General features: G+C 44.6%; 26 protein-coding genes, 1 rRNA gene and 1 other annotated feature. All 27 genes read right to left on the bottom strand.

Annotated features, from left to right (window positions below; translation table 11 throughout):
* Positions 1 to 40: 40 nt before the first annotated feature.
* Entirely contained in the window at positions 41 to 3577 is a 3537-nt protein-coding gene (gene rpoB, locus BM210_RS30605; RefSeq protein WP_091176422.1) for a DNA-directed RNA polymerase subunit beta, read from the bottom strand.
* A gap of 326 nt (positions 3578 to 3903) precedes the next feature.
* Complete coding sequence (locus BM210_RS30600) at positions 3904 to 4500, bottom strand: class I SAM-dependent methyltransferase (protein WP_091176420.1); 597 nt, start codon at positions 4498 to 4500, stop codon at positions 3904 to 3906.
* A gap of 314 nt (positions 4501 to 4814) precedes the next feature.
* Positions 4815 to 5177, bottom strand: coding sequence for a 50S ribosomal protein L7/L12 (gene rplL / locus BM210_RS30595; protein WP_091176418.1), 363 nt, complete (start codon positions 5175 to 5177; stop codon positions 4815 to 4817).
* A 49-nt stretch (positions 5178 to 5226) separates the two neighbouring features.
* Positions 5227 to 5724: a 50S ribosomal protein L10 gene (rplJ, locus tag BM210_RS30590; RefSeq protein WP_091176477.1), complete on the bottom strand. Its 498-nt coding sequence runs from the start codon at positions 5722 to 5724 to the stop codon at positions 5227 to 5229.
* A gap of 117 nt (positions 5725 to 5841) precedes the next feature.
* Positions 5842 to 6000: a sequence feature (ribosomal protein L10 leader region), on the bottom strand.
* A gap of 45 nt (positions 6001 to 6045) precedes the next feature.
* Complete coding sequence (gene rplA, locus BM210_RS30585; RefSeq protein WP_091176416.1) at positions 6046 to 6738, bottom strand: 50S ribosomal protein L1; 693 nt, start codon at positions 6736 to 6738, stop codon at positions 6046 to 6048.
* 63 nt (positions 6739 to 6801) lie between these two features.
* Positions 6802 to 7227 carry a 50S ribosomal protein L11 gene (gene rplK / locus BM210_RS30580; protein WP_091176414.1) on the bottom strand — a complete coding sequence of 142 codons (426 nt, stop codon included), beginning with the start codon at positions 7225 to 7227 and terminating at the stop codon, positions 6802 to 6804.
* Between the two features lie 39 nt (positions 7228 to 7266).
* The gene (gene nusG / locus BM210_RS30575; protein ID WP_091176476.1) at positions 7267 to 7800 is read right to left on the bottom strand and encodes a transcription termination/antitermination protein NusG; all 534 of its coding nucleotides are present in this window, start codon (positions 7798 to 7800) and stop codon (positions 7267 to 7269) included.
* Positions 7801 to 7829: 29 nt separating this feature from the next.
* Positions 7830 to 8042, bottom strand: a complete 213-nt coding sequence (gene secE, locus BM210_RS30570; RefSeq protein ID WP_091176412.1) for a preprotein translocase subunit SecE — start codon at positions 8040 to 8042, stop codon at positions 7830 to 7832.
* Between the two features lie 18 nt (positions 8043 to 8060).
* Positions 8061 to 8210, bottom strand: a complete 150-nt coding sequence (gene rpmG, locus BM210_RS30565; protein ID WP_028552031.1) for a 50S ribosomal protein L33 — start codon at positions 8208 to 8210, stop codon at positions 8061 to 8063.
* A gap of 198 nt (positions 8211 to 8408) precedes the next feature.
* The gene (gene sigH / locus BM210_RS30560) at positions 8409 to 9056 is read right to left on the bottom strand and encodes an RNA polymerase sporulation sigma factor SigH (RefSeq protein ID WP_076237524.1); all 648 of its coding nucleotides are present in this window, start codon (positions 9054 to 9056) and stop codon (positions 8409 to 8411) included.
* A 126-nt stretch (positions 9057 to 9182) separates the two neighbouring features.
* Positions 9183 to 9710 carry an NYN domain-containing protein gene (locus BM210_RS30555; RefSeq protein ID WP_091176410.1) on the bottom strand — a complete coding sequence of 176 codons (528 nt, stop codon included), beginning with the start codon at positions 9708 to 9710 and terminating at the stop codon, positions 9183 to 9185.
* The gene (rlmB, locus tag BM210_RS30550; RefSeq protein WP_091176409.1) at positions 9711 to 10457 is read right to left on the bottom strand and encodes a 23S rRNA (guanosine(2251)-2'-O)-methyltransferase RlmB; all 747 of its coding nucleotides are present in this window, start codon (positions 10455 to 10457) and stop codon (positions 9711 to 9713) included. It lies immediately after the preceding gene.
* Positions 10458 to 10505: 48 nt separating this feature from the next.
* Positions 10506 to 10946: a Mini-ribonuclease 3 gene (locus tag BM210_RS30545; protein WP_091176407.1), complete on the bottom strand. Its 441-nt coding sequence runs from the start codon at positions 10944 to 10946 to the stop codon at positions 10506 to 10508.
* Positions 10946 to 12343, bottom strand: coding sequence for a cysteine--tRNA ligase (gene cysS, locus BM210_RS30540; protein WP_091176406.1), 1398 nt, complete (start codon positions 12341 to 12343; stop codon positions 10946 to 10948). The genes BM210_RS30545 and cysS overlap by 1 nt, the downstream gene beginning before the upstream one ends.
* Complete coding sequence (cysE, locus tag BM210_RS30535) at positions 12333 to 12995, bottom strand: serine O-acetyltransferase (RefSeq protein WP_091176474.1); 663 nt, start codon at positions 12993 to 12995, stop codon at positions 12333 to 12335. Before cysE ends, cysS begins: the two co-directional genes overlap by 11 nt.
* 390 nt (positions 12996 to 13385) lie before the next feature.
* Positions 13386 to 14843 carry a glutamate--tRNA ligase gene (gene gltX, locus BM210_RS30530; protein WP_091176473.1) on the bottom strand — a complete coding sequence of 486 codons (1458 nt, stop codon included), beginning with the start codon at positions 14841 to 14843 and terminating at the stop codon, positions 13386 to 13388.
* Positions 14844 to 14894: 51 nt separating this feature from the next.
* On the bottom strand, positions 14895 to 15380 hold the full coding sequence (gene ispF / locus BM210_RS30525) for a 2-C-methyl-D-erythritol 2,4-cyclodiphosphate synthase (protein WP_091176404.1): 486 nt from the start codon (positions 15378 to 15380) through the stop codon (positions 14895 to 14897).
* Complete coding sequence (gene ispD, locus BM210_RS30520; protein WP_091176402.1) at positions 15377 to 16081, bottom strand: 2-C-methyl-D-erythritol 4-phosphate cytidylyltransferase; 705 nt, start codon at positions 16079 to 16081, stop codon at positions 15377 to 15379. Before ispD ends, ispF begins: the two co-directional genes overlap by 4 nt.
* Before the next feature lie 114 nt (positions 16082 to 16195).
* A complete protein-coding gene (locus BM210_RS30515) occupies positions 16196 to 17293 on the bottom strand; it encodes a PIN/TRAM domain-containing protein (RefSeq protein ID WP_256224153.1) in 1098 nt (365 codons plus the stop codon).
* A gap of 152 nt (positions 17294 to 17445) precedes the next feature.
* The gene (gene pssA, locus BM210_RS30510; RefSeq protein ID WP_091176399.1) at positions 17446 to 18180 is read right to left on the bottom strand and encodes a CDP-diacylglycerol--serine O-phosphatidyltransferase; all 735 of its coding nucleotides are present in this window, start codon (positions 18178 to 18180) and stop codon (positions 17446 to 17448) included.
* A gap of 74 nt (positions 18181 to 18254) precedes the next feature.
* A complete protein-coding gene (disA, locus tag BM210_RS30505; protein ID WP_091176398.1) occupies positions 18255 to 19334 on the bottom strand; it encodes a DNA integrity scanning diadenylate cyclase DisA in 1080 nt (359 codons plus the stop codon).
* A 32-nt stretch (positions 19335 to 19366) separates the two neighbouring features.
* Complete coding sequence (radA, locus tag BM210_RS30500; protein WP_091176396.1) at positions 19367 to 20734, bottom strand: DNA repair protein RadA; 1368 nt, start codon at positions 20732 to 20734, stop codon at positions 19367 to 19369.
* A 177-nt stretch (positions 20735 to 20911) separates the two neighbouring features.
* Complete coding sequence (gene clpC / locus BM210_RS30495; RefSeq protein WP_091176394.1) at positions 20912 to 23335, bottom strand: ATP-dependent protease ATP-binding subunit ClpC; 2424 nt, start codon at positions 23333 to 23335, stop codon at positions 20912 to 20914.
* 69 nt (positions 23336 to 23404) lie between these two features.
* Complete coding sequence (locus BM210_RS30490) at positions 23405 to 24466, bottom strand: protein-arginine kinase McsB (RefSeq protein ID WP_091176392.1); 1062 nt, start codon at positions 24464 to 24466, stop codon at positions 23405 to 23407.
* 34 nt (positions 24467 to 24500) lie between these two features.
* Positions 24501 to 25016 carry a protein-arginine kinase activator protein McsA gene (locus tag BM210_RS30485; RefSeq protein ID WP_091176390.1) on the bottom strand — a complete coding sequence of 172 codons (516 nt, stop codon included), beginning with the start codon at positions 25014 to 25016 and terminating at the stop codon, positions 24501 to 24503.
* Positions 25017 to 25028: 12 nt separating this feature from the next.
* Complete coding sequence (locus tag BM210_RS30480) at positions 25029 to 25490, bottom strand: CtsR family transcriptional regulator (RefSeq protein WP_091176389.1); 462 nt, start codon at positions 25488 to 25490, stop codon at positions 25029 to 25031.
* A 192-nt stretch (positions 25491 to 25682) separates the two neighbouring features.
* Positions 25683 to 25799 (bottom strand): 5S ribosomal RNA (gene rrf / locus BM210_RS30475).
* Between the last annotated feature and the right edge of the window lie 11 nt (positions 25800 to 25810).

Here is a 25810-nt window from a genome sequence, read left to right as displayed (position 1 = left end):
ATGCAAGTATAGACCTGTGAACATACGATGGGACTGGGTGTTATTCAACACCCAGCTCTGAACCTTCCAGATTGAGATTTAGCTTATCGCTGCTAACCTCATCATCATCGTCTGTTTCCCTCATTTCGATCTCTTTTTCATCGCCAGATAGAATTTTGACATCCATACCCAAGCTCTGCAGCTCTTTAATCAATACTTTGAAGGATTCAGGAACGCCCGGCTCTGGAACATTCTCGCCTTTAACGATCGATTCGTATGTTTTCACACGTCCGACAACATCATCGGATTTAACAGTCAAAATTTCCTGCAATGTGTAAGCTGCTCCATAGGCTTCCAACGCCCAAACTTCCATCTCCCCGAAACGCTGTCCACCAAATTGAGCTTTACCACCCAACGGTTGTTGTGTAACGAGTGAGTAAGGACCTGTAGAACGGGCATGGATTTTATCGTCAACCATGTGCGCCAGCTTGATCATGTACATGACACCAACCGTAACTTCACGCTCAAACGGGTCGCCTGTACGGCCATCATACAAAATGGTTTTACCATTACGCTGCATGCCTGCTTCAACCATCGTATCGAACACGTCATACTCACGCGCACCGTCAAATACCGGTGTTGCTGTATGGATACCGAGATACTTGGCCGCCATACCTAAATGGACTTCCAGCACCTGACCGATATTCATCCGTGAAGGAACACCCAGAGGGTTCAATACAACTTGCACAGGCGTACCATCCGGCATAAATGGCATATCTTCTTCCGGCAAAATACGCGCGATAACACCCTTGTTACCATGACGTCCAGCCATTTTATCGCCTTCGGAGATTTTCCGTTTTTGTGCGATATAAACACGTACCAGTTGATTTACACCTGGAGGCAGCTCATCACCGTTTTCACGGGTAAATACTTTAACGTCAACAACAATACCGTCAGTACCATGCGGCACACGAAGGGAAGTATCGCGAACCTCACGGGCTTTTTCACCAAAAATCGCATGCAGCAAACGTTCTTCTGCAGTAAGCTCAGTTACACCCTTTGGTGTTACTTTACCTACAAGAATGTCGCCGGCACCAATTTCAGCACCTACACGGATAATGCCGCGCTCGTCCAAGTTCTTCAGAGCATCTTCGCCTACGTTAGGAATGTCGCGAGTAATTTCCTCAGGTCCCAGCTTCGTATCGCGGGCTTCTGATTCATATTCCTCAATGTGGATAGAAGTGTAAACATCCTCTTTAACCAGCTTTTCGCTAAGCAGGATTGCATCCTCATAGTTGTAGCCTTCCCACGTCATAAAGGCAACGACAACGTTACGACCTAACGCCAGCTCGCCCATTTCTGTAGAAGGACCATCCGCTAAAATATCTCCGACCCGAACTTGCTCGCCTTTATGACAAATCGGACGTTGATTGATGCAGGTTCCTTGGTTGGAACGCATAAATTTATGCAGCTTATGCTTCACCAGATCCCCGTTAACCAGCTTGCCATCTACCATAGCTTGGCGGCGGACCCATATTTCGTTAGCAGAAACACGTTCTACAACACCATCTATTTTGGACACAATACATACACCGGAGTCTTTAGCCGACTTATGCTCCATTCCTGTACCCACCAAAGGTGACTTCGGAATAAGCAAAGGTACAGCTTGACGTTGCATGTTGGATCCCATCAATGCACGGTTGGAGTCATCGTTTTCCAAAAACGGAATCAATGCCGTTGCCACAGATACAACCTGTTTAGGCGATACATCCATGTAATCGACACGATCTCTAGGAAGAATCAAGTTATCATCTTTATAACGAACAATAACCATGTCACTCTTCAAATGACCTTCTTCACTCAGTTCCGAGTTTGCTTGGGCAACTACGTAATTATCTTCTTCATCGGCTGTCAGGTAAGCAATTTGCTCGGTAACGATTCCAGTCTTTGGATCTACCCAACGGTATGGAGCCTCGATGAAGCCATACTCATTGATTCTCGCAAAGGATGACAAGGAATTGATCAACCCGATGTTCGGACCTTCCGGTGTTTCAATTGGACACATACGGCCATAGTGGGAGTGATGCACGTCACGTACTTCAAAGCCCGCGCGTTCCCGAGTCAAACCGCCGGGTCCCAAAGCAGACAGACGACGTTTGTGAGTCAGTTCAGCCAATGGATTCGTTTGATCCATAAATTGAGACAGCTGGGAGCTACCAAAAAACTCTTTAATTGAGGCGATTACAGGACGAATATTGATTAACGCCTGTGGTGTGATGACATTGGCATCCTGAATGGACATCCGTTCGCGAACAACACGCTCCATACGGGACAAACCGATACGGAACTGGTTTTGAAGCAGCTCGCCGACGGAACGCAATCTACGATTACCCAAGTGATCGATATCATCTGTACTGCCAATACCATGAAGAAGATCAATAAAGTAATTAATCGACGAAATGATATCTGCAGGCATAATATTTTTAACTGTTTTATCAATTTTACCGTTGGCAATGACCTTAACAATCTTGCCGTCTTCAATCGGTGAATACACATTAATACACTGAAGTGGAATACGTTCCATTTCAGCAATACCATTAGAGGCTGTATATTCTTTGAAACCTACGCTATTTTCGAGGAAAGGCAGAACTTCATCCAACAGTCTGCGATCCAGCAGTTGTCCTGCTTCTGCGATGATTTCTCCTGTTTCCGGATCAACTAAGGTTTCAGCCAATCGTTGATTAAACAAACGGTTTTTGATGTGCAGCTTTTTGTTGATTTTATAACGTCCTACATTAGCCAGATCATAACGCTTTGGATCAAAGAAACGAGCAACCAGCAAGCTTCTCGCATTATCCAATGTAGGTGGTTCACCTGGACGCAAGCGTTCATATATTTCAATTAACGCTTTATCCGTTGAATCCGTATTATCCTTATCAAGCGTGTTACGAAGATATTCATCGTCGCCCAATAGTTCCAGTATTTCTGCGTCGGTACCAAAGCCCAATGCGCGAAGTAATACAGTAACAGGAATTTTACGGGTACGATCAATTCTTACATAAATAATGTCTTTTGCGTCAGTTTCCAACTCCAACCACGCACCGCGGTTAGGAATTACAGTTGCTGTATACGTTTTTTTACCGTTCTTATCTATCTTCGTACTGAAGTAGACGCTCGGAGAACGAACTAGCTGACTGACGATAACCCTTTCAGCGCCATTGATAATAAAGGTTCCTGTTTCCGTCATCAGAGGGAAGTCTCCCATAAATACTTCCTGCTCTTTAACTTCTCCAGTTTCTTTATTGATCAAGCGCACCTTCACACGAAGTGGAGCTGCGTAAGTGACGTCCCGTTCCTTGGACTCATCGACTGAATACTTAGGTTCGCCTAAGTTATAATCGATAAATTCAAGAATCAAATTTCCCGTAAAATCTTGAATTGGGGAAATATCCTGAAACATTTCACGCAATCCTTCTTCCAAAAACCAATCGTACGATTTTTGTTGGATTTCAATAAGGTTAGGAACTTCCAATACCTCATGAATCCGAGCGTATGACCTGCGTTTACGTCGACCTAATTGAATAAGATGACCCGCCAAGTTTGATTCACCCCTCATGTCTACTCAATAGAACAAAATAAAAGCCTCTCCTGAAGCCTTCTCGAGTAAATACTGCCCGAAGTGTCACTTCTTACAGAAGCTTTCCATGCATAAAATTCATTTAACCGATAATTCCCTTGCCTTTTGCTATGGTGCACCTAAAATTTACACATTATACGTATAAAGTGGCAATTTTATTCACCAGAGCTTAAAAAACGCTTGACATTTTAGCTAACTAAAGACAAAAACCCCATCTTCAATGCTGACATTTTATTATGATAACATAAAGGAAATGTCAAGTCAATATATTTCACAAAAGCGTTTAGTTACTTTTGCGCTTTAAAGATTCGGTAGCCTTTATCCTTGCCAATCTCCTGTACTTGTGCAAACAGGCTTTCCAGCTTAGCAAAAGCTGAAGGCGCCCCTTGTTTTTTTTGAATCACAATCCAAAGACTGCCTCCGTCTCTCAACACTTGATGCGCTTGCTCAAAAATGCGATGAACGGTTTCCTTGCCTGCCCGAATAGGCGGATTTGTAATGACCACATCAAAGGTACGAGTAATCACTGCATCCAGCTTATCGCTCTGCAAAATTTCGACATTCGTCACCCGGTTACGTTCAGCATTCATTCGTGCAAGCTCTAAAGCTCTTTCATTAATATCGACCATTGTCACTTTTCCGTGCACGGCCAGTCCTGCTGCAGCGATCCCCATAGGACCATAGCCACAGCCTACATCAAGAACTTCACTATGTTCGGAGAATTTCAAGGCTTCGATCAATACCTTAGAGCCGTAATCCACACCTTTTTTCGAAAAAACGCCTGCATCCGTCATAAACGTGTAAGTACGACCACATAATGACTCCTGGATTTGATGGAGATCATGTGCCGCTGTGGGCTTTTGTGAATAGTAATGCTCAGACATAACTTCACCTCTATGGAATCAGTTATATAAGAAAAGCTTCTTATTCGAAGCTTACTCGATGAAGATACATTCGTTTTATAGCGGTAGTTTTTCTTGAAATATCAAAATGTTCAGCTTCGCTGAAAACTTATAAATTCTGATATTATAAGAAAAACTTCTTATTCGAAGCTTACTCGATGAAGATACATTCGTGTTATAGCGGTAGCTTTTCTTGAAATATCAAAACATCCAGTTTCACTAAACACTTAGAAATTTCATCAATATAAACAGGAAAACCCCTTGAAGAAAGCTTCAAGGGGTTTAAAGGCTAAAAATTACTTAACTTCTACAGCTGCACCAGCTGCTTCAAGTTTCGCTTTAACAGCTTCTGCTTCTTCTTTGCCAACTTTTTCTTTGATTGGTTTTGGTGCGCCATCAACAACGTCTTTAGCTTCTTTCAAGCCAAGACCTGTGATTTCACGAACGATTTTGATAACATTGATTTTGGAAGCGCCAGCGCTTGTCAAAATTACGTCGAATTCTGTTTGTTCTGCTACTTCAGCAACTGCTGCGCCGCCACCTGCTGCAACTGGAGCTGCTGCAGTAACGCCGAATTCTTCCTCGATCGCTTTTACAAGATCGTTCAATTCCAAAATAGTCATTGCTTTAATTTCTTCTAAGATTGTTTCCTTACTCATTTGTGTATACCTCCGTTAATTGTTTTATGAATGATTTATTATTCTTAAATTAAGCTTCTTGTTTTTCTGCAACAGCTTTAACTGCAAGAGCGAAGTTGCGAACAGGAGCTTGTAGAACGCTAAGCAACATGGAAAGCATACCTTCTCTGGAAGGTAGATCAGCCAATGCTTTGATTTGATCATAACCAACAACTTTACCTTCAACAACGCCTGCTTTAACGCTAAGCTTGTCGTTCTTCTTAGCAAAATCCGTTAAGATTTTGGCTGGAGAAACGATGTCATCTTTGCTGAATGCAATTGCCGTAGGACCGGTCAAAAATTCATCCAGTGCAGTTAGGTCAGCACTTGCAGTTGCGCGTCTAGCCAAAGAGTTTTTCAATACTTGAAATTCAATACCAGCCTCACGCAATTGTTTGCGAAGTTCGGTAACTTGAGATACGTTCAATCCACGGTAATCCGTTACGATTGTGCAAGAGCTGCCTTTTAATTTGTCAGCTACTACATTCACTTTCTCGGCTTTTAATTCAATTGTTTTCGTGTTTGCCATTTTTGCACCTCCTAAGAGCATCTGTAAAGATGCTTTCTTCGTAAGCATAATCTTAACTTTCGTAAGAAAGTTTTCTTCATAAGCATAAATAAAACTCATCACGTAAACGAAGGCACCTGTAAAAAATAAAGATGCCTCCGCAGACGCTGCGAAGGCATGATGATTCACGTTATCTTTGGTCGAACAAAGAAACCCGATTCTATATCATAACACCTCGGCAGGACATTAAGCTCTGATACGAGCACCTGCTGTCTACGGTAAGTCATATTCAATTATCAGCTAGAATAGGTTATCATGACATTTACAAAATGTCAATCCAACTTATCTATATGTTTGTGTGTTTACGCGAGCAGCTGGACCCATTGTTGAGGAAACTGCGATGTTTTTAAGGTAAATACCTTTAGCAGCAGCAGGTTTCGCTCTAACTAAAGCGTCGATTAATGCACGGAAGTTTTCAGCAAGCTTCTCGTCATCAAAGGATACTTTACCAATTGGAGCATGGATTTGTCCGGCTTTATCCAAACGGTATTCGATTTTACCTGCTTTAATCTCCTGAACTGCTTTCGCTACATCAAATGTAACGGTACCAGCTTTAGGGTTAGGCATCAAACCTTTACCACCCAAGATACGACCCAACTTACCCACTTCACTCATCATGTCGGGAGTAGCTACGCAAACATCAAAATCAAACCAACCTTGTTGGATTTTGTTAATCATGTCTTGATCGCCTACGAAGTCAGCACCAGCCGCTTCCGCTTCTCTTACTTTATCACCTTTAGCGAATACAAGAACACGTTTGGTTTTACCAGTGCCGTGAGGAAGTACAACAACGCCACGAACAGCTTGGTCTTGCTTTCTTGGGTCTACACCCAGACGAACTGCAACTTCAACAGTTTCATCAAACTTAGCTGATGCTGCTTTTTTTACAAGCTCAATCGCTTCTTTAGCTTCATACAAAGCTTCTGCATCAAACAGTTTAACTGCTTCTGCATATTTTTTACTAACTTTAGCCATTTGGTTATCCTCCTATGTGGTATTAGCGGAATATCCTCCCACTGTGCATGGAACTAGTGTTTACTAGTCTTTAATAGAAACGCCCATGCTGCGTGCTGTACCTTCAACCATACGCATTGCAGCTTCAACAGATGCAGCGTTAAGGTCAGGCATTTTTTGTTCAGCAATTTCACGGATTGTCGCACTTGTTACAGTAGCAACTTTCTTCTTGTTCGGTTCACCGGAGCCTTTAGGAATTCCAGCAGCAACGCGCAGCAATACAGCAGCCGGTGGCGTTTTGCAAATGAAAGTAAAGGAACGATCCTCGAAAACTGTGATTTCAACAGGAATAATCAAACCCGCTTGATCGGCAGTACGAGCGTTAAACTCCTTACAAAAAGCCATGATGTTAACACCTGCTTGACCCAAAGCTGGACCGATTGGTGGAGCCGGGTTCGCTTTAGCGGCACTAACCTGCAATTTAACAATTTTAATAACCTTTTTTGCCATTGTGTTACACCTCCTTGCGCTAGTATACGATATTCCCCTTTAGATTTTCTCTACCTGATGGTAGTCAAGCTCCAAAGGTGTTTCTCTTCCGAACATGTTAACATGAACCTTCAGCTTGCTTTTGTCGATCAGAATTTCTTCAATGGAACCAACAAAATTAGCAAAAGGACCCTCTTTGACACGAACGGTTTCTTTCAATTCGAAGTCAATCTTAGGCTTAGGCTCTTCCATGCCCATATGCTTAAGAATAGCCTCCACTTCTTCAGGAAGCAAAGCCGTCGGTTTCGAACCTGATCCTGTGGATCCGACAAAGCCCGTGACACCCGGCGTATTACGCACGACATACCACGAATCATCCGTCTGAACCATTTCAACCAGCACGTAACCCGGGTATACTTTACGCATAACCGTTTTCTTCTTGCCATCCTTGTTCACGATCTCTTCTTCCATCGGAACCAAAACGCGGAAAATTTTGTCCGTCATATCCATGGACTCTACGCGTTTCTCCAAGTTTGCCTTGACCTTGTTTTCATACCCGGAATAGGTATGTACAACGTACCATCTTTTTTCCATTTCCATAATTGCCACCTATAACTCCCGCTTTATTTGAAAATAAGGCGTAGCAGCTCAGAAATACCCAAATCCAGCACATAGAAATAAACAGTGACAAATGCAACTGTAAACAGTACAACCAGCGTATAGCTGATCAACTCTTTACGACTTGGCCATTTCACTTTTTTCAATTCGGCCCAACTGTCCGCAAAAAAAGAAAATGTGTTACCGAAGCCTCGCTTCATTCTAACCAGAAATGACAAAACTACACCTCCAAGAAACTACCTAGTTTCGCGATGAGCAGTATGTTCATTGCAAAACTTACAAAACTTCTTCAACTCCATGCGGTCCGGGTTGTTGCGCTTATTTTTGTTGGACGTATAGTTCCTTTGCTTGCAGTTCGTGCACGCTAACGTAATAATTACCCGCATGATGTACACCTCCTACGGTCCCAGCCTCATATTTGAATCCTTAAAAAGAGCAAAAAAAGCCTACCAGTTTTAAGGCTACCTGATTACTTTAGCATAGCGCTATTTTCATGTCAAGGAAAACCTATTTACCAGTATATACGAAGAATCCGCAAACTAAACTAGCAAAAAAAATAAAGCACCGTATTATCAACAGGCGCTTTACCTTGCATCTCTTACTTCCAAATACCGTTCTAGCTTTCGTTTGACACGCTGCAAGGCGTTATCAATCGACTTCACATGACGATCCAGATCTACGGCAATTTCTTGATAGGAACGACCGTCTAAATATAGCATAAGCACTCTACGTTCCAGATCGCTTAATATTTCACCCATTTTATCTTCCAACCCGCTGAATTCTTCTTGGTTAATAATCAATTCCTCAGGATCTGTGACACGCGATCCGCAGATGACATCAAGCAGGGTTCGATCGGAGTCTTCATCATAAATCGGTTTATCCAGCGAAACATACGAGTTAAGAGGAATATGCTTCTGGCGGGTTGCGGTTTTGATCGCCGTAATAATTTGACGGGTGATGCAAAGTTCAGCAAAGGCTTTAAAGGAAGCAAGCTTGTCTCCACGAAAGTCACGTATGGATTTATATAAACCTATCATACCTTCTTGCACGATATCTTCCCTGTCAGCACCTATTAAAAAATAGGAGCGTGCTTTGGCGCGAACGAAGTTTTTATACTTGTTAATCAAGTACTCCAATGCGTCGCTATCCCCTTCACGGACCGCTTCGACAATGTCTTCATCTGCCTTGAGGTCGTATTCGCACATTCTCAATTCTTTGAGGTCGACACTCAAAATAATCCCTCCGGCCTAGGCAAGACTCATAATCTACTTGATCCTAAAAGATAGGATAAGTATACATTATGTAATCTATTATCGTCAACCGAATTCACGATAGATGGGGCTTTATTCCATTTATCATCAACGGCCTCTACGCCATTTTTCAAAGAGATCTTTCATCTCGCTGCTTAGTTTGCTGTCAAAAGTATTTCGCCTTCGCGTCGTGTCCTCTTGGATTTTGTTATGAATCTCCCGCTTGGCATGTCTGACCTTCACCAGAAGCTCACTGGCCGGAATACGGAATGCGCCTTTTCCAAAAATTACATTCTGCTCGGTCATATCGGAGGTTGCCACATAGATCTGCTTGCGCCGTCCAACATGCTCAATAACCAAACGCTCAATCAGCTCGTCTGCTGTTTCCTTTTCCTTCGTATAATAAATTCGCAGCTTGCTGTGCTCATACTTGCCACCCAGGCCGGGCACATAGTAGGCATCGAAAACCAGCAGTACTTTAATACCGGAAAAGGATTGATATTCAGCGAGCTGCTCGATCAAACGGTCACGTGCATCCTCCAAGCTAATATCCTTTAGCTTCTGCAGTTCTGGCCAATCTCCAATAATGTTGTATCCATCAACAATGAGGAACTCCTTAAAAGCCGGAGCTACCATCTATTTCACAGCAATCCGCTGACGGACTACCTCGTACATAAAGACAGATGCTGCCACTGAGGCATTCAACGAATTGACATGGCCGAACATGGGAAGCTTGAGCAGAAAATCACATTTTTCCTTAATCAGTCTGCCAACGCCTTTATTCTCATTACCGATCACGATAGCGAGCGGAATCGTCAGGTTCGTCTGATAAATAGGCTGCTTGGCGGCAACATCCGTACCTGCTACCCATACACCACGTTCCTTTAATTGCTCGATGGTTTGCGCTATATTCGTAACCCGCGCTACTCGAACATATTCAACAGCGCCTGCCGAGGTTTTGGATACAGCGGCGGTCAAGCCAACCGCTCTACGCTTGGGAATAATAACTCCATGAACACCCGTACAGTCAGCGGATCGAAGAATCGAGCCCAAATTATGCGGGTCTTCAATCTCATCCAAAATGAGGATAAACGGCTCTTCATTCCGGCTTTTGGCAAAAGCTAAAATATCTTCAATCTCCACATAAGCATAAGCGGCAACCTGGGCAACAACTCCTTGATGCGGCACCTCTTCAACCATCTGATCAAGCTTGCGCTTATCCACAAACTGGACGATTATTCCCTTTTGCTTAGCCTCAGTTATAATCGGTTGGGTTACTTGCTTTTGAGCGCTCTCGGCGACCCATATTTTATTAATTGTTCTTCCTGAACGCAATGCCTCCAGCACTGAATGCTTGCCGGCAATATATTCTTCTTCCTCCATGCTCGTTCTCTCCTTTATGCAAAAGCTGGCTCTAAACGAATACCATCTTCATTTTGCGTCATGCTGATTGGGTTCAAGCGTTTGCATCATGATGTATTGAAGCCTTTCCAACTGCTTCGTGTAATATAGATAGCCCAGCAAGCATTCAAATGCCGTACTGTGGCGATATTCCAGGATGTCCGCATTTTTCGCCGATGTTCCTGACTTGGCATTGCGTCCACGCTTGACTATATCCGCTTCCTCTTCAGTCAGGATAGGCATGAGACGCTGCAGCGATTTGGCTTGGGATCTTGCCGAAACATATTGTGTCGAAAGCTTATGCAGGTGATTGGGCCGTTGATTGGCCATCGAAATGACGTATTGACGAATAAATACCTCATAGATCGCATCCCCGATATAGGCCAATACAATCGGACCCAACAGCTTCGGTTCTTTGGCGGGCGGGAAACAAAATAAGTCGGTCTCCATCAAAAAGGGCTCTTGGCTCATTATTTCCTCCGCCAACGAATACCTTGTGCCGTATCCTCCAATGTAATCCCCTTCTCCGTCAACAAATCGCGGATTTCATCCGCACGCGCCCAGTTCTTCGACTTGCGGGCTTCGGTACGATCAACAATCAATTGCTCAATTTCCTGATCCAGCAGCTGCTCGGCAGGTTGAGCTAGTATACCCAAAACCTGATCCATCGTTTCGAAACGTTCCAACAAAAGCTGTAGCGAACTGCGTGTCACCTCTGGCTGCTGTACGTACGGATTCGCTGCGCTAACCAGCTCAAACACAGCCGTGATCGCATCCGGTGTATTAAAATCATCATTCATTTTCAATTCAAATTGCCGCTGGACTTCATTGACCGCGTGTGCGATTTCTTCGGCAACCTCTCCATCACCAGCTGTAGTCAGCCGATGTTTAATATTCGCCAGACAGTTCTCGATTCGCGCCAAGCCATTATTGGCTTGCTCAATCGTCTCTTCACTAAAGTTCAACGGGTTGCGATAATGAACCGACAGCATGAAATAACGCAAGGTTTGCGGGCTGATCGTTTTTAGCAGCTGGTTGACATTCACACCATTACCGAGTGATTTGGACATTTTTTCATTATCAATATTTATATACCCATTATGCATCCAGTAATTGGCCATAGGGTGTCCGGTCAAGCACTCCGATTGAGCAATTTCACATTCATGATGCGGGAACTGCAGGTCTTGGCCTCCCCCGTGGATGTCGATCGTATCTCCCAAATATTTGCGTACCATCGCGGAGCACTCGATATGCCAGCCGGGCCGTCCTTGACCCCATGGGCTGTCCCAGGAGATCTCTCCGGTTTTGGCAGCTTTCCAGAGTACAAAATCCTGTGGATTTTCTTTGCGGTCATCGACCTCTACGCGGATGCCGAATTGCAATTCGTCCACATTTTGGTGTGACAGCTTGCCGTATTCTGTGAACTGCGTTGTACGAAAATACACATCACCGCCGCGCTCATAAGCGAAGTTTTTTTCAAAAAGACCTTCAATAAACGTGATGATGTCGTCAATATTTTCTGTTACGCGTGGATTTAATGTCGCTTTGCGAATGCCTAAGCCTTCTGTATCCTCGTAAAACTTTTGAATAAACATATCTGCCACTTCAGGAACGCTTAATTCCATTTGTGCCGCTTTTTTAATCAGCTTATCATCTACATCAGTAAAGTTGACGACGTAGTTGACTTCGTAGTTGATGGATTCCAAATATCTGCGAACAACATCGAAAAACACCATCGGACGCGCATTTCCAATATGGATGTAATCATACACCGTTGGACCACATACATACATCTTCACTTTTCCAGACTCCAAGGGCTGGAATTCATCCTTCGCTCTCGTCAATGTATTATAAATTTTAAGCACCATGATCCTGGCTACCTCCGCTTGTCTGTTTAATTGCTTTTACTTCCAATTTCAGTTCGTCAATCTGCTGCTGCAGTTGTCGAAACATATCAATTACGGGATCAGGCAGATTATTATGATCCAACCGTCCCACACGCACTCCATCCTGCTTCACAATACGCCCAGGTATACCCACTACCGTGCTGTTAGGAGGTACCGTGCTCAATACAACCGCATTGGCGCCGATACGCGAATTGTCGCCGACTAGGAACGACCCTATCACCTTGGCTCCGGAAGATATAACTACATTACTGCCGATCGTCGGGTGGCGTTTGCCTATCTCCTTGCCTGTGCCTCCGAGAGTAACACCTTGGTATAGGACTACATCATCACCAATCTCACAAGTCTCACCAATAATGACTCCCATCCCGTGGTCGATAAAAAAGCGACGGCCAATAACCGCTCCCGGATGAATTTCAATTCCGGTCATGAAACGGCTCCATTGCGAGATAACTCTGGCTAAGGTATACCAATGATTTTTATAAAGGCTGTGGGCTACACGATGCGCCCATAATGCGTGCAGACCCGAATAAGTAAAGACCACTTCAAACCAGCTGCGAGCCGCCGGATCATTCTCGAATATCGTTGTGATATCTTCCTTCATGAACTTAAACATGACGTTCCACCTGCTTTCTTCCTTCTTGCCGTAGGCTGACCAACAAGCTGTAAACATAGAAAAGCCCCCACAGCCATAAAGGCTGCAGAGGCGAAAAAGTCGCGGTTCCACTCTGCTTGGACAGCACTTTCCTGTCCATCTCATTGTTCGTAACGTGAACAAATACGGTATGACTACCCTGACATCAGTAACGGACGTTATAGGTCAGCTATCTGAAGCAGCTCGTCAATACGGCTCCCAGGTGCATTTCCAATGATAGGATATGGACAGCTTTCAGCTCGGGCTGTATCGCCGCGGTTGTCCTCTCTGTAAAACCCTAACTCAATTGTACTCTCCTGATCTACGCCACGATTGTTATATGGTGATAAGTATAACGAAAAAGCATTCGGTTTACAATAATTTGTTCAACCGAGCAGCAACCTTATTTTTTCCCAGCAAAAATACAGTCATATTGAGGTCAGGTCCATGTGTTTGGCCTGTTAAGGCAACACGAATCGACATGAATAGCGGCTTACCCTTATAACCCGTAGCCTTCTGCACGGCTTTCAGCATCCCTGGTATAAGCTCAGCTTCAAAAGCTTCGGCACGTTCCACTTCGTCCAGGAACCCGCGAATGACAATAGGCGCGTATTCTTCAGCCAAGATGGTCTTTGCTTCTTCATCTTCATAGGAAACGTCTTCCTGGAAAAAGATTTGGCTAAGCTGGACGATCTCTCCAGCATACTGCATCCGGTCTTGATTCAAGCCTACTAGCTTTTTAATCCAATCTTCCTGCTCCGTGCTCAATGTCTGCGGAATAAGTCCGGCAGTTTGCAAATGCGGCAGCGATAGCTCCACCACACGGGACAGCTCCGTCTTTTTCATATAATGGTTGTTCATCCAGTTCAGCTTATCCATATCGAATACCGCAGGGCTTTTCGACACACGGCTTAGATCGAATTGGGCAATAATTTCTTCCTTGGTAAATATCTCTTCTTCGCCTACAGGCGACCAGCCAAGCAAAGTGATGAAGTTCAGCACAGCTTCAGGCAAATAACCGAGATCTCGGTATTGACCGATAAACTGGACAATCGACTCATCCCGTTTGCTCATTTTCTTGCGATCCGGATTCAAAATAATCGATAGATGGGCAAATTCCGGTATAGGTAATCCCAATGCTTCATACATCAGAATCTGTCTTGGCGTGTTCGACAAATGCTCCTCGCCGCGAATAACCAGGTTAATTTTCATCAAATGATCGTCCAAAATAACAGCAAAATTGTAAGTTGGAATTCCATCCGCACGTACAATGATGAAATCGCCAATACCATCGGATTCAAACTCTACATGCTCACGGATTCGATCATCAAAGGCGATCAAACGGCCCTCAGGCACACGGAACCGTATCGACGGCTTACGACCCTCTGCATCATAGGCTGCAATTTGTTCCGCAGTTAAATAACGGCCCTTACCTGAGTAACGAGGCATTTCCCCTCTTGCTTCCTGCTCGGCACGTTCCTGCTCCAGCTCCTCCTCGGAACAATAACAGGGATAAGCATGACCACCTGCAAGCAGTTGCTCAACGAAGGGCTTATACAAATCCAGACGCTCCATTTGTCGGTAAGGTCCGTATTCGCCTCCGATATCGAGACTCTCATCCCAATCGAGCCCAAGCCACTTTAATCCATCGAGCTGATTGCTGACGCCTGACTCAATATGACGGCTTTGATCTGTATCCTCGAAGCGGATAATAAATTGGCCGCCTTCTTTACGAGCCATCAAATAGTTGAATAACGCTGTTCGTGCACCGCCAATATGCAATTGACCGGTCGGGCTGGGCGCATATCTTACACGCAAATGATCTGACATCATAATGGCTCCTCTCCTGTATAAAAACCGTTAGCCAAATAATAATAGTTGTTATGATAGCACATTTCTTATTAGACAAACAACCGATTGTGAAGCGATTCCTTCACCACGCCCTGTAAAACCCAACTGCTCGGTAGTAGTAGCTTTCACATTAACCTGTGAAGGCTCCGCTTCCAGCGCTTGAGCTATACGTTCCACCATCGCAGGAATATATGGCGCCATTTTGGGCTTCTGGGCAATAATCGTTGAATCAATATTTCCCAGCTTATAGCCCGCTTCTTTGGCTAGCTTCCATACCTGCAACAACAGCTGATAGCTATCCGCATCCTTGAACGCCTCATCCGTATCTGGAAAATGCTTGCCGATATCTCCCATGCCCAGCGCTCCAAGAATCGCATCGCTAATCGTATGCAGCAGTACATCCGCATCCGAATGACCAAGCAGCCCCTTCTCATAAGGGATTTCAACTCCGCCAATTATGCATTTACGCCCTTCCACCAGCTGGTGCACATCAAAACCTTGTCCTACTCGAATCATGATTCCTTCTCTCCCCTAACATGATGGATAATCCAATTCGCCCAAGGCAGATCCTCGGGCGTTGTAATTTTAATATTGTAATAGTCCGCTTCTACAACCTGAACGCTTATTCCTAATTGTTCGACAAGCATCGCGTCATCCGTACCTATAAAGCCTGCTTGCTGAGCCTGCTCATAGGCCTTTAGCAGCAACGAAAAGCGAAAAGCCTGTGGGGTTTGAATAGCCCACAAGCTTCGACGATCAGGCGTGGATTGAATCTTTCCCGTCGTGTCAACTACTTTGATCGTATCCTTAACGGGAACTGCCAGAACAGCCGCTCCCGTTTCCATTGCTTTATGCCAGCAAGCGATAATATGCTCTTTGGCCGTAAAAGGTCGAACACCATCATGTACCAGTACCCACTCTGTTTCCGAACCCAGCGTCTGTAAGCCTTTATAAACCGAGTCCTGCCGCTCTTGACCACCTGCGACAACTGAGTGTACCTTAGACAGCCCATACTGCTCGATATAGCCCTTGCAGCGCTCTACATCATCCATACCGGTTACGAGTACGATAGAGTCAACCTGTTCCATCTGTTGAAAAAGACTCAATGTATGTACAAGAATCGGCTTCTCTTTTAAAATTAGATACTGTTTGCTTTCCTCGGTTCGCATTCGCGATCCTTTGCCCGCAGCCACAACAACAACCGCAAGTTGACTCATATGATCTTTCACCTGCCGTCTGCATCCTAGCGCCTTCACATTCCTAAGCTGCTGAAATCATTTTGTTCCCAGCAATGGTTGGGAAGGTACTGCGCTCTCCCTATCATAAACGTTTCAGAGAGCTTTTTCCAATAATTTCGGTTTGGCAAAAATCATTCGACCTGCTGAGGTCTGCAGGACACTGGTCACCATCACTTCCAGGGTCGTGCCGATAAACTCCCGTCCACCTTCAACAACGATCATGGTTCCATCATCCAAATAGGCTACCCCTTGACCATGCTCCTTGCCGTCCTTAATAACCTGAACCAAAATCTCTTCGCCTGGAAGCACCACCGGCTTGACTGCGTTCGCCAAATCATTAATGTTCAATACCGATACGCCTTGAAGCTCACATACTTTATTCAAATTAAAATCGTTTGTAATCACTTTGCCCTGCAGCACCTTGGCTAGCTTGACTAGCTTGCTGTCCACCTCGGAAATTTCTTCGAAATCGCCTTCATAGATCAGCACCTTCACATCAAGTTCCTTTTGGATTTTATTTAAAATATCCAGCCCTCGGCGACCACGGTTTCTTTTAAGCAAATCAGAAGAATCCGCGATATGCTGCAGTTCCTCCAACACAAACTCAGGAATAACCAGCGTCCCCTCAATAAATCCGGTTTTGCAAATGTCGGCAATGCGGCCGTCGATAATGACACTGGTATCCAAAATTTTATGTTCCTCAAAGCCTTTCACTTCGCCTGCTGCTGCGCGCTCCCGAGAAGAACGGCTTTTGGTCAGCAAACTGATGAATTCCTCCCGTTTGGCATAGCCCAGACGAAATCCTACAAAGCCGAGCATCGCCGTTAATATCGTGTGCAGGAAGGGAGATAATAAGCCAGCTTGCTCGAAAGGCGTTAATAGGTTGACCGTCATCAGTAGGCCTACTCCAAGACCAAGAATCCCTGATATCAAATCAGCTATAGGGATATGGCCAATCCACTTTTCTGCGCGCTGCAAAAGCTTCAATCCATAATCCGCTACCCATGCGCCTACCCAATAAAAAATCAAAAACCCAATAACCATCATCCAATACCCTTGTCCTGTTACTTCCTTGATACCCAGAACGGTTTCCAGCATACCAAAAAATGGTTTACCAACGATAGCACTCCACTCAAAACTCAATAGACCTCCAATAACAGCAAAAACACATTGAAACCATTTTTTCATCAATAGGGTCACCTCCATGCTCCTTTTCATACGTACAGGTTCGTTAACATTATGAACCAAAAGCCTGTCGCCTAATCCTCGAATTGGTAAAAAAAACAAAAAAAGCATTTAATTTCCGACTTCGGAAAATAAATGCTTTTCATTTTCATCTTATTTTAAATGGATGGGCTTTCCGGCTTTACATCATCACCGGATTTACGTGTTCTTTTACGCTTTGTAAACAGTCGTTCAACGTTTTTTTTTAAGCCGTACAGCGCATACAGAAGCAGCGGTACAAATATCATTTTAGATAAGGTGCCTGGATATTGAATTGCTACAACAACCGCAATGATTACAACAACCGGAGTTATCCAGATTGCCTTCTTGGGGATACCCATTTTTTTGAAATTTGGGTATTTCACTGTGCTTACCATCAAGTAAGATAACAGTAACGTACTCAGCACGAGCACAAACGTATTTAATTCATTGTGAAACAGAGCCAATGTACACAGAACACCACCTGCAGCAGGAATCGGCAAGCCGATAAAATAACCAGGAGTGCCCGCAATCACATTAAAACGTGCCAAACGAAGTGCGCCGCATATCGGAAAAGCTGCAGTTGCAATCCAGGCAGTCGCGGCATTCAGCTCTGTAAAAGCCACCACATACATAATAAAAGCCGGTGCTACACCAAATGAAATGACATCGGATAAGGAATCCAATTCTTTGCCAAACTCACTTTGTACATTCAAAGCCCGTGCAACTCGTCCATCCAAACCATCCAGAAGCATGGCGATAATAACCATAATAGCAGCCAGATCCGGTTGTTTATTGAAAACGAGAATAATCGCGATAATTCCCAAAAATAAATTTCCTATTGTGAAAATATTGGGAAGAGATTTTGTCAGCATGTTTTGTCCACCTCTGGTTTTACTTTACCCTAATACTTCTTACTATATTAAGGCACTCATTGAGTGTTTGCAAGCTAAATGTGTCTGTCAATGAATACTTGATCCTTGATTCTTTTCAAACCTTCTTTAATTGTCCTCGCTCGAACCTCTCCAATTCCTTCCACCTCATCCAATTCGCCGATAGTAGCCATCATCAAATGAGGGAGGCGTCCAAACCGCTCCACCACATTTTGAATGATCGTAGAAGGCATCCGTGGAATCTTATGCAGTACCCGATAGCCCCTGGGGGAAACGGTCTCTTCAGCACTGTTGCTCGCAGTCGGATAGCCGAGCAGTCGGGCCACGTGATAATGATCAAGCATCTCTTCAGATGCTAACCGTTTTAGACTGTTGGTCAAATCCTTGATTTTGTCCTCGTTCAGGTCCTTCACATAATCTTTTAGCAGCAAATACGCTTCGTGTTCAATCGTACCTACCAATTCTTCCAGCTGCATGCTGATCAGTCTTCCTTCTGTACCAAGCTCCACAATGTATCGTTTGATTTCTGCCTTGATGCGAAGCACCATTTCAACCCGCTGAATGACATTGGTCACATCATGCAGCGCAACCAACTCTTCAAATTCAGATGCGCCGAGGTTGGTCAAAGCTTGGTCAAGCACCGATTTATATTTTTCCAGCGTTTGAATGGCTTGATTAGCTTTGGTCAGAATAACGCCAATATCCTTCAAAGAATAGCGCAGGTTACCTTGATACAGGGTAATGACATTTCGTCTCTGTGATATGGATACCACAAGCTTGGAGGTTTGTTTAGCTACGCGTTCTGCCGTACGATGCCGTATTCCCGTTTCCGAAGAAGAGATCGTGGAGTCCGGTATCAGCTGCGTATTAGCATACAAAATCATGTTGACATCTTCGCTAAGAATGATCGCCCCGTCCATCTTGGCCAGCTCATATAAATAATTGGGAGAAAAATCACAGTTAATTGAAAACCCGCCGTCAACCAGCTCCATCACTTCAGGACTGTATCCGACAACAATCAAGGCTCCTGTTTTGGCGCTCAGGACATTGTCTAATCCGGCTCTAAAAGCAGTTCCTGGGGCGACTAATTGTAAAAGCTGGTTCATTACATCTCTTTTTACTTCTTCCTTGCTCATGTTGTTCCTCCCTGCCGGCCCTGTTTTCACAACTACCCAAGTGCTGCTTTTAATGCTTCTGAAACTGTATTTACGCCTATGATTTCGATGCCTGAAGGTGGGGTCCAGCCTTTCAGGCTTTTCTCTGGGACAATCACTCTGCGAAAGCCAAGCTTTTCGGCTTCTCTAACACGTTGATCAACACGAGAAACTCCACGCACTTCCCCTGTCAGCCCCACTTCGCCAAATACGACATCAAAGGGCTGTGTAGGCTGGTCTCTGAGACTGGAGGCGATACTGACAGCTATGGCCAAATCTACAGCTGGTTCATCCAGCTTAATCCCGCCTGCAACATTGACATAGGCATCCTGATTTTGCAAAAACATGCCCATACGTTTCTCCAATACTGCAATAATTAAAGCGAGACGGTTATGATCAATGCCAGTAGCCATTCGCCGCGGTGATGGAAAATTCGTTGATGATACGAGAGCCTGCAGCTCAACGAGTACCGGTCTCGTTCCCTCCATGCTGGCAACAACCGTTGAACCGGCAACTCCAAGGGGCCTTTCCGATAAAAACAGCTCTGACGGATTGCTCACTTCGACCAGTCCGGTCTCCCGCATCTCAAAAATTCCGATTTCGTTCGTTGACCCAAAACGGTTTTTCACCGCACGGAGAAGCCGATAGGAGTGGTGCCGTTCTCCTTCAAAATAAAGCACACAATCGACCATGTGCTCAAGCATTCGCGGGCCGGCTATAGCACCTTCCTTAGTAACATGACCAACGAGAACCGTAGCAATACCTTTAATTTTGGAAATTCGCATAAAATGACCTGTGCATTCTCTAACCTGGGAGACACTGCCGGGAGCCGAGGTTACTGCCGGATGATAAACGGTCTGAATGGAATCAATGACGAGAAAATCGGGTTGAACCTCGGCAATGGCTTCCTCTATTTGCTCCAGGTTGGTTTCACAAAGTACATATAGCATTTCCGAGGACGCATTCAACCGATCGGCCCGAAGCTTTGTTTGGCGTATCGATTCTTCTCCGGAAACATACAGAACCTTTTTTCCCACTTGCGTCAGATCATGCGAGGTCTGCAGCAGCAGCGTTGATTTACCGATCCCAGGATCGCCACCAACCAGCAGCAGGGAACCGGGTACCAAGCCTCCTCCCAATACACGGTTCAACTCTTTATTACCCGTTAGGATGCGTTGTTCCTCGCCACTTTTTATATTTATGATGGAAACTGCCTTTTCTTTCGTATGGAGTAAAGAAGAATGTGTCATCTGTGTTTTGGATATGGTTTCTATTTCTTCTACAAACGTATTCCATGCTTGACAACCTGGACACTTGCCTAACCATTTTGGTGAATCATATCCACATTCCTGGCAGCAGAATTTTGTTTTTTGCTTAGCCATCTGTAATCTCCCTGCTGATTTCAATTGTTAGCTTTATTATAATCGTATCCATCAAAGTTTACCATTTTGCACAAGTAATGAAAACCCTTACCAGAATAAACAACAATAAAAGCACCTTTCCTCCGATGTAGAGAAGGAAAGATGCCATTGTTTTTTTATATAAAAGTGTCTGTCCTCTTATGAATGAGCTACTGTCAGCTCTCCATCTTTTTCGTCGATCACCAACGAATTGCCCTTGACTATGGTGCCGCGTAGCAGCTCCTCGGAAAGACGGTCTTCGATATGTTTTTGGATCGCTCTGCGAAGCGGTCTTGCTCCATATGTCGGATCGTATCCTTCTTTGGCCAGAAATGCCTTGGCTTTGTCGGTGAGGATGAAATCAACATCCTGCTCCTTAAGACGTTTGCTCAGATCAGCAGCCATCAACGTAACAATTTGACCGATATGCTGCTCATCCAACGAATGGAATACGATGGTTTCATCGATTCTGTTCAGGAATTCAGGACGGAAGCTTTTCTTCAACTCGCCCATTACCTTATCCTTCATATTGCTATAATCTTTACCTGAATCCTGATTAGCTGTAAACCCAAGTGAAGTATTTTTCTTGATCACATCAGCCCCAACGTTAGAGGTCATAATAATCAATGTATTACGGAAATCGACAGTACGGCCCTTCGAATCCGTTAAACGTCCGTCCTCCAGCACTTGAAGTAAAATGTTGAATACTTCCGGATGCGCTTTTTCAATCTCATCCAGCAGGACTACGGAATATGGCTTACGGCGCACCTTCTCGGTAAGCTGGCCACCTTCTTCATAGCCTACATAACCTGGAGGCGCTCCTACCAGTCGTGAGGTCGAATGCTTCTCCATATACTCGGACATATCAATACGAATGACCGCATTCTCATCGCCAAATAATGATTCTGCTAACGCACGAGCCAACTCGGTTTTACCAACACCTGTAGGTCCCAAGAAGATAAATGATCCAATCGGCCGCTTAGGATCCTTAAGGCCTGCTCTCGCACGACGTATAGCGCGGCTGACAGCTTTTACAGCCTCTTCTTGACCGATGACACGATCATGAAGAATGGATTCCATTTTAAGCAGACGTTCCGTTTCTTCTTCAGCTAGCTTGATGACTGGAATTCCCGTCCAGCTTGCTACAACCTGTGCAATATCTTCAGGAGTTACCTCGGAATCGGTACTTCCTTGTTTTTCTTTCCATTCATTCTTTGTGGAATCCAGTTCCTCACGCATTTTTTGTTCTGTATCACGCAGTGAAGCTGCCTTTTCAAATTCCTGGCTCTGAACTGCAGCGTCTTTCTCTTTACGCACATCCTCGAGCTTGCTCTCCAGCTTTTTCAAATCTGGCGGTACAGTGTATGAGCGAAGTCTCACTCTGGATCCTGCTTCATCCATCAAGTCAATTGCTTTGTCGGGCAAGAAGCGGTCAGGGATATAACGATCCGATAATTGAACAGCTTGCACAATTGCTTCATCCGTTATTTTCACGCGGTGATGAGCTTCATAACGGTCACGTAAGCCGAACAAAATTTGAATCGCTTCTTCGGGTGAAGGTTGATCCACCGTGATTGGCTGGAACCGTCTTTCCAAAGCGGCATCCTTCTCAATGTACTTACGGTATTCATCCAGCGTAGTTGCACCGATGCACTGCAGCTCTCCACGGGCCAAAGCCGGTTTCAAAATGTTGGAAGCATCAATAGCACCTTCAGCGCCGCCAGCACCAATCAAGGTATGCAGCTCGTCAATGAACAATACGATATTGCCCGCCTGACGAATTTCATCCATGATTTTTTTAAGGCGATCTTCAAATTCTCCACGGTATTTAGTACCTGCTACTACAGATCCCATATCCAGTGTCATAACACGTTTATCACGAAGTGTTTCTGGAATTTCGTTGTTAATAATTTTTTGAGCCAAGCCTTCAGCTATCGCTGTTTTCCCGACTCCGGGCTCACCTATAAGAACAGGATTGTTTTTGGTTCTACGGCTCAATACCTGAATAACACGTTCTATTTCTTTACTTCTTCCAATAACCGGATCCAGATGCCCTTCCTTGGCATACGCGGTCAAATCGCGGGCTAAACCGTCCAACGTAGGTGTGTTCACATTCACCGTGTTGGCGTGGCTTGTCGTTACGGTTTCGCTGCTGCCCAGTAATTGCAGAACTTGCTGACGGGCTTTATTTAAGCTGACACCCAAATTATTCAATACTCGCGCGGCTACACCTTCTCCTTCGCGAATAAGACCAAGCAGAATATGTTCTGTGCCTACATAAGTATGGCCCAGCTTGCGAGCTTCATCCATCGACAGCTCTATGACCTTCTTCGCACGAGGTGTGTATGCAATGTTGGTCGGCTGTTCTTGACCTCGGCCAATCAACGCTTCCACTTCGTCTTGAATCTTCTCCAAGCCGAGTCCCAAAGCGATCAGAGCTTTGGCCGCAATGCCATCGCCTTCACGGATAAGTCCAAGCAAAATATGCTCTGTACCGATATTATTATGGCCCAAACGAACAGCTTCCTCTTGAGCTAAAGACAGTACTTTCTGCGCACGTTCCGTAAATCTTCCAAACATCATATATAACACACCTTTCTGTTATAAAATTATCGAAGTCACTAACACCTTTGCATAAGCCACATTGCAGCGCTACTCGGGTGTAAGCTTCTCACGAATGAGTTGTGCTCTCCGTATATCTCTTTCTTCGGAGTTCAGCTTTTCTCCTGCATGCTGCTGTAAAAAGCCTGGCTGCGTCATCACCATAAGCTCGTTCATGACCTGCATGGCGACATTTTTGATAATGCCAAGATCAATACCAAGCCGAACATCCGAAAGTCGCTGAGCAGCTTCCTTGGAATCCATGATGGCTGCATAAGACATAATGCCAAAGGATCGACTCACACGGTCTACCAGCTTCGCTTTCATTTCTAGCTGAAGCTTCTCTCTTGCCCCGCGCTCATGCTCGATAAGTTGGGTTACTACCCCACATAAATTATCGATGATCTCCTTCTCTGACTGTCCTAAAGTAATCTGATTGGAAATTTGGAATAAATTACCCAAAGCCTCGCTGCCTTCACCATAAAGACCGCGAACTGCCAAGCCAACCTGTGTAATGGCCGATAAAATCCGGTTAATTTGCTGGGTGATGACCAAAGCAGGTAAGTGAATCATGACTGACGCTCTTATCCCGGTACCGACATTTGTCGGACAACTGGTCAAGTACCCGCGTTTTTCATCAAAAGCATAATTCAGCTGTTCTTCAAACACATCGTCCAGCTGATTCGCCAAATCCCATGCTTCTTGAATCTGAAACCCCGAACACAAGCATTGTATTCGCAAATGATCTTCTTCATTCAGCATGATGCTAATGGATTCGTTGTCACTTAGAATGACGGCACCGTTTCGCGATTCATTAGCTAGTGCGGGACTAATCAGATGTTTTTCAACCAGTACTCGTTTCTCAAGCTCATCCAGTTCGTCCAAGTTCATAATGGAGAATTCACTAATGGTTCTCAATTCCTCATTCTGCAAAAGGCCTGTCAGCAAGTCCAATACTTCCTTGGATTGCTCACTTGTCGATAACATGGGGAAAGGATGAGACTGCAGGTTTCTTGCAATTCGTACCCTACTGCTAATTACGATGTCTGAATCGGGGCTTTCACCCTTCATCCAATCGCTTAAAGCCTGTTCTGTAAAACGATTTGTTACCATAAGCTTGCCTCCTGCCTGCTCAAAAGAACTAAACTTATCCTTCTAGTACTTTTTTCTCCAAGTTGCGAATCTCGTCCCGAAGTTGTGCTGCCTGTTCAAACTCTTCATTTTCAATTCGAGTCAAAAGTTCTTTTTTCAGGCATTCAATTTCCCGCTTATGCTTTATTAACCCACCTGAACGTTTAGGAACCTTTCCAGTATGAACAGTGCTGCCGTGAACTCTTTTGAACAAAGGGTCTAACTTCTCATCAAAGTATTTATAACAAGAGCTGCAGCCAAATCTGCCTACTTTGCTGAACTGGCTATACGTTAGTCCACAATTCTCACAGCGGCTGGGCTGGGCTTTGGGGGTTAGCCCTTGACTGGCAGGATCGAAATCCAGTAAGCCGGAGAGCAAGTTATGAATAGAAAACCCATTCGGTGTCCCAGGGATCAGCTCTCCCTTGTCTCTTGCGCAAGATTCACAAATGTGAAACTCGGTTTTTTCCCCATTCAAAATTTTTGTAAAATGAAGTGTTGCCTGCTTCTTGCCGCACTCCTGACAAATCATTGGAATCCCTCCTTATTTGCTCAACAAGGATATTAACATGGCTTTTAAAATCTTGGCTCGAATCTCATCGCGAAGCGGTAACTTTAGCAGGAGAACGTCTCTTGAGATCGCTGCTCTCATCATGGCTGCCTCTCTGGTGGTAATATATCCGCTTTCCTCCAACTGATAAAGCAATCCTTCTGAGGTCCCTTGATCGATCTGAGAGCATATTGTTTTGAAAATAAGATCAAGAACAGACCCATGAGCATTCAGTTCGATTTTTTGAATACGGATATAGCCGCCGCCGCCGCGCTTGCTTTCAACAATATAACCCTTTTCTAAAGTAAAACGGGTACTAATGACATAATTAATTTGAGAAGGAACACATTCAAATTGGTCTGCCAAATCGTTACGTTGAATATCTACTACGCCTTCATCGCTTAGCTGCAAAATACTTTTCAGGTATTGCTCGATGACTTCCGAGACATTACGCATCAATTCGACCTCCTTACGAGAAGTAAATTGACTTTGACTTTCTTTGACTTTAACTTTATTATAGCAGTTTTCAGATAATTTGCAACTGGGAGCTGCATCATTTTATTTTCCGCTTTTCGGGGCGTTTTATTCTATAAGTTTAAAACAAAAAACAGCCTTTTCGGATTTTCATCCAAAAAGGCTGTTTATGTTGCTTGGCGACGTCCTACTCTCCCAGAACCCTGCGGTTCAAGTACCATTGGCGCTGAAGGGCTTAACGGTCGTGTTCGAGATGGGAACGCGTGGTTCCCCTTCGCCATCATCACCAAACTAAAAGCTTT

Origin of the sequence: Paenibacillus sp. 1_12 (genome assembly GCF_900114475.1) — a bacterium.
GTDB lineage: Bacteria > Bacillota > Bacilli > Paenibacillales > NBRC-103111 > Paenibacillus_S.
This window is presented reverse-complemented; position numbering and strand designations above follow the sequence as displayed.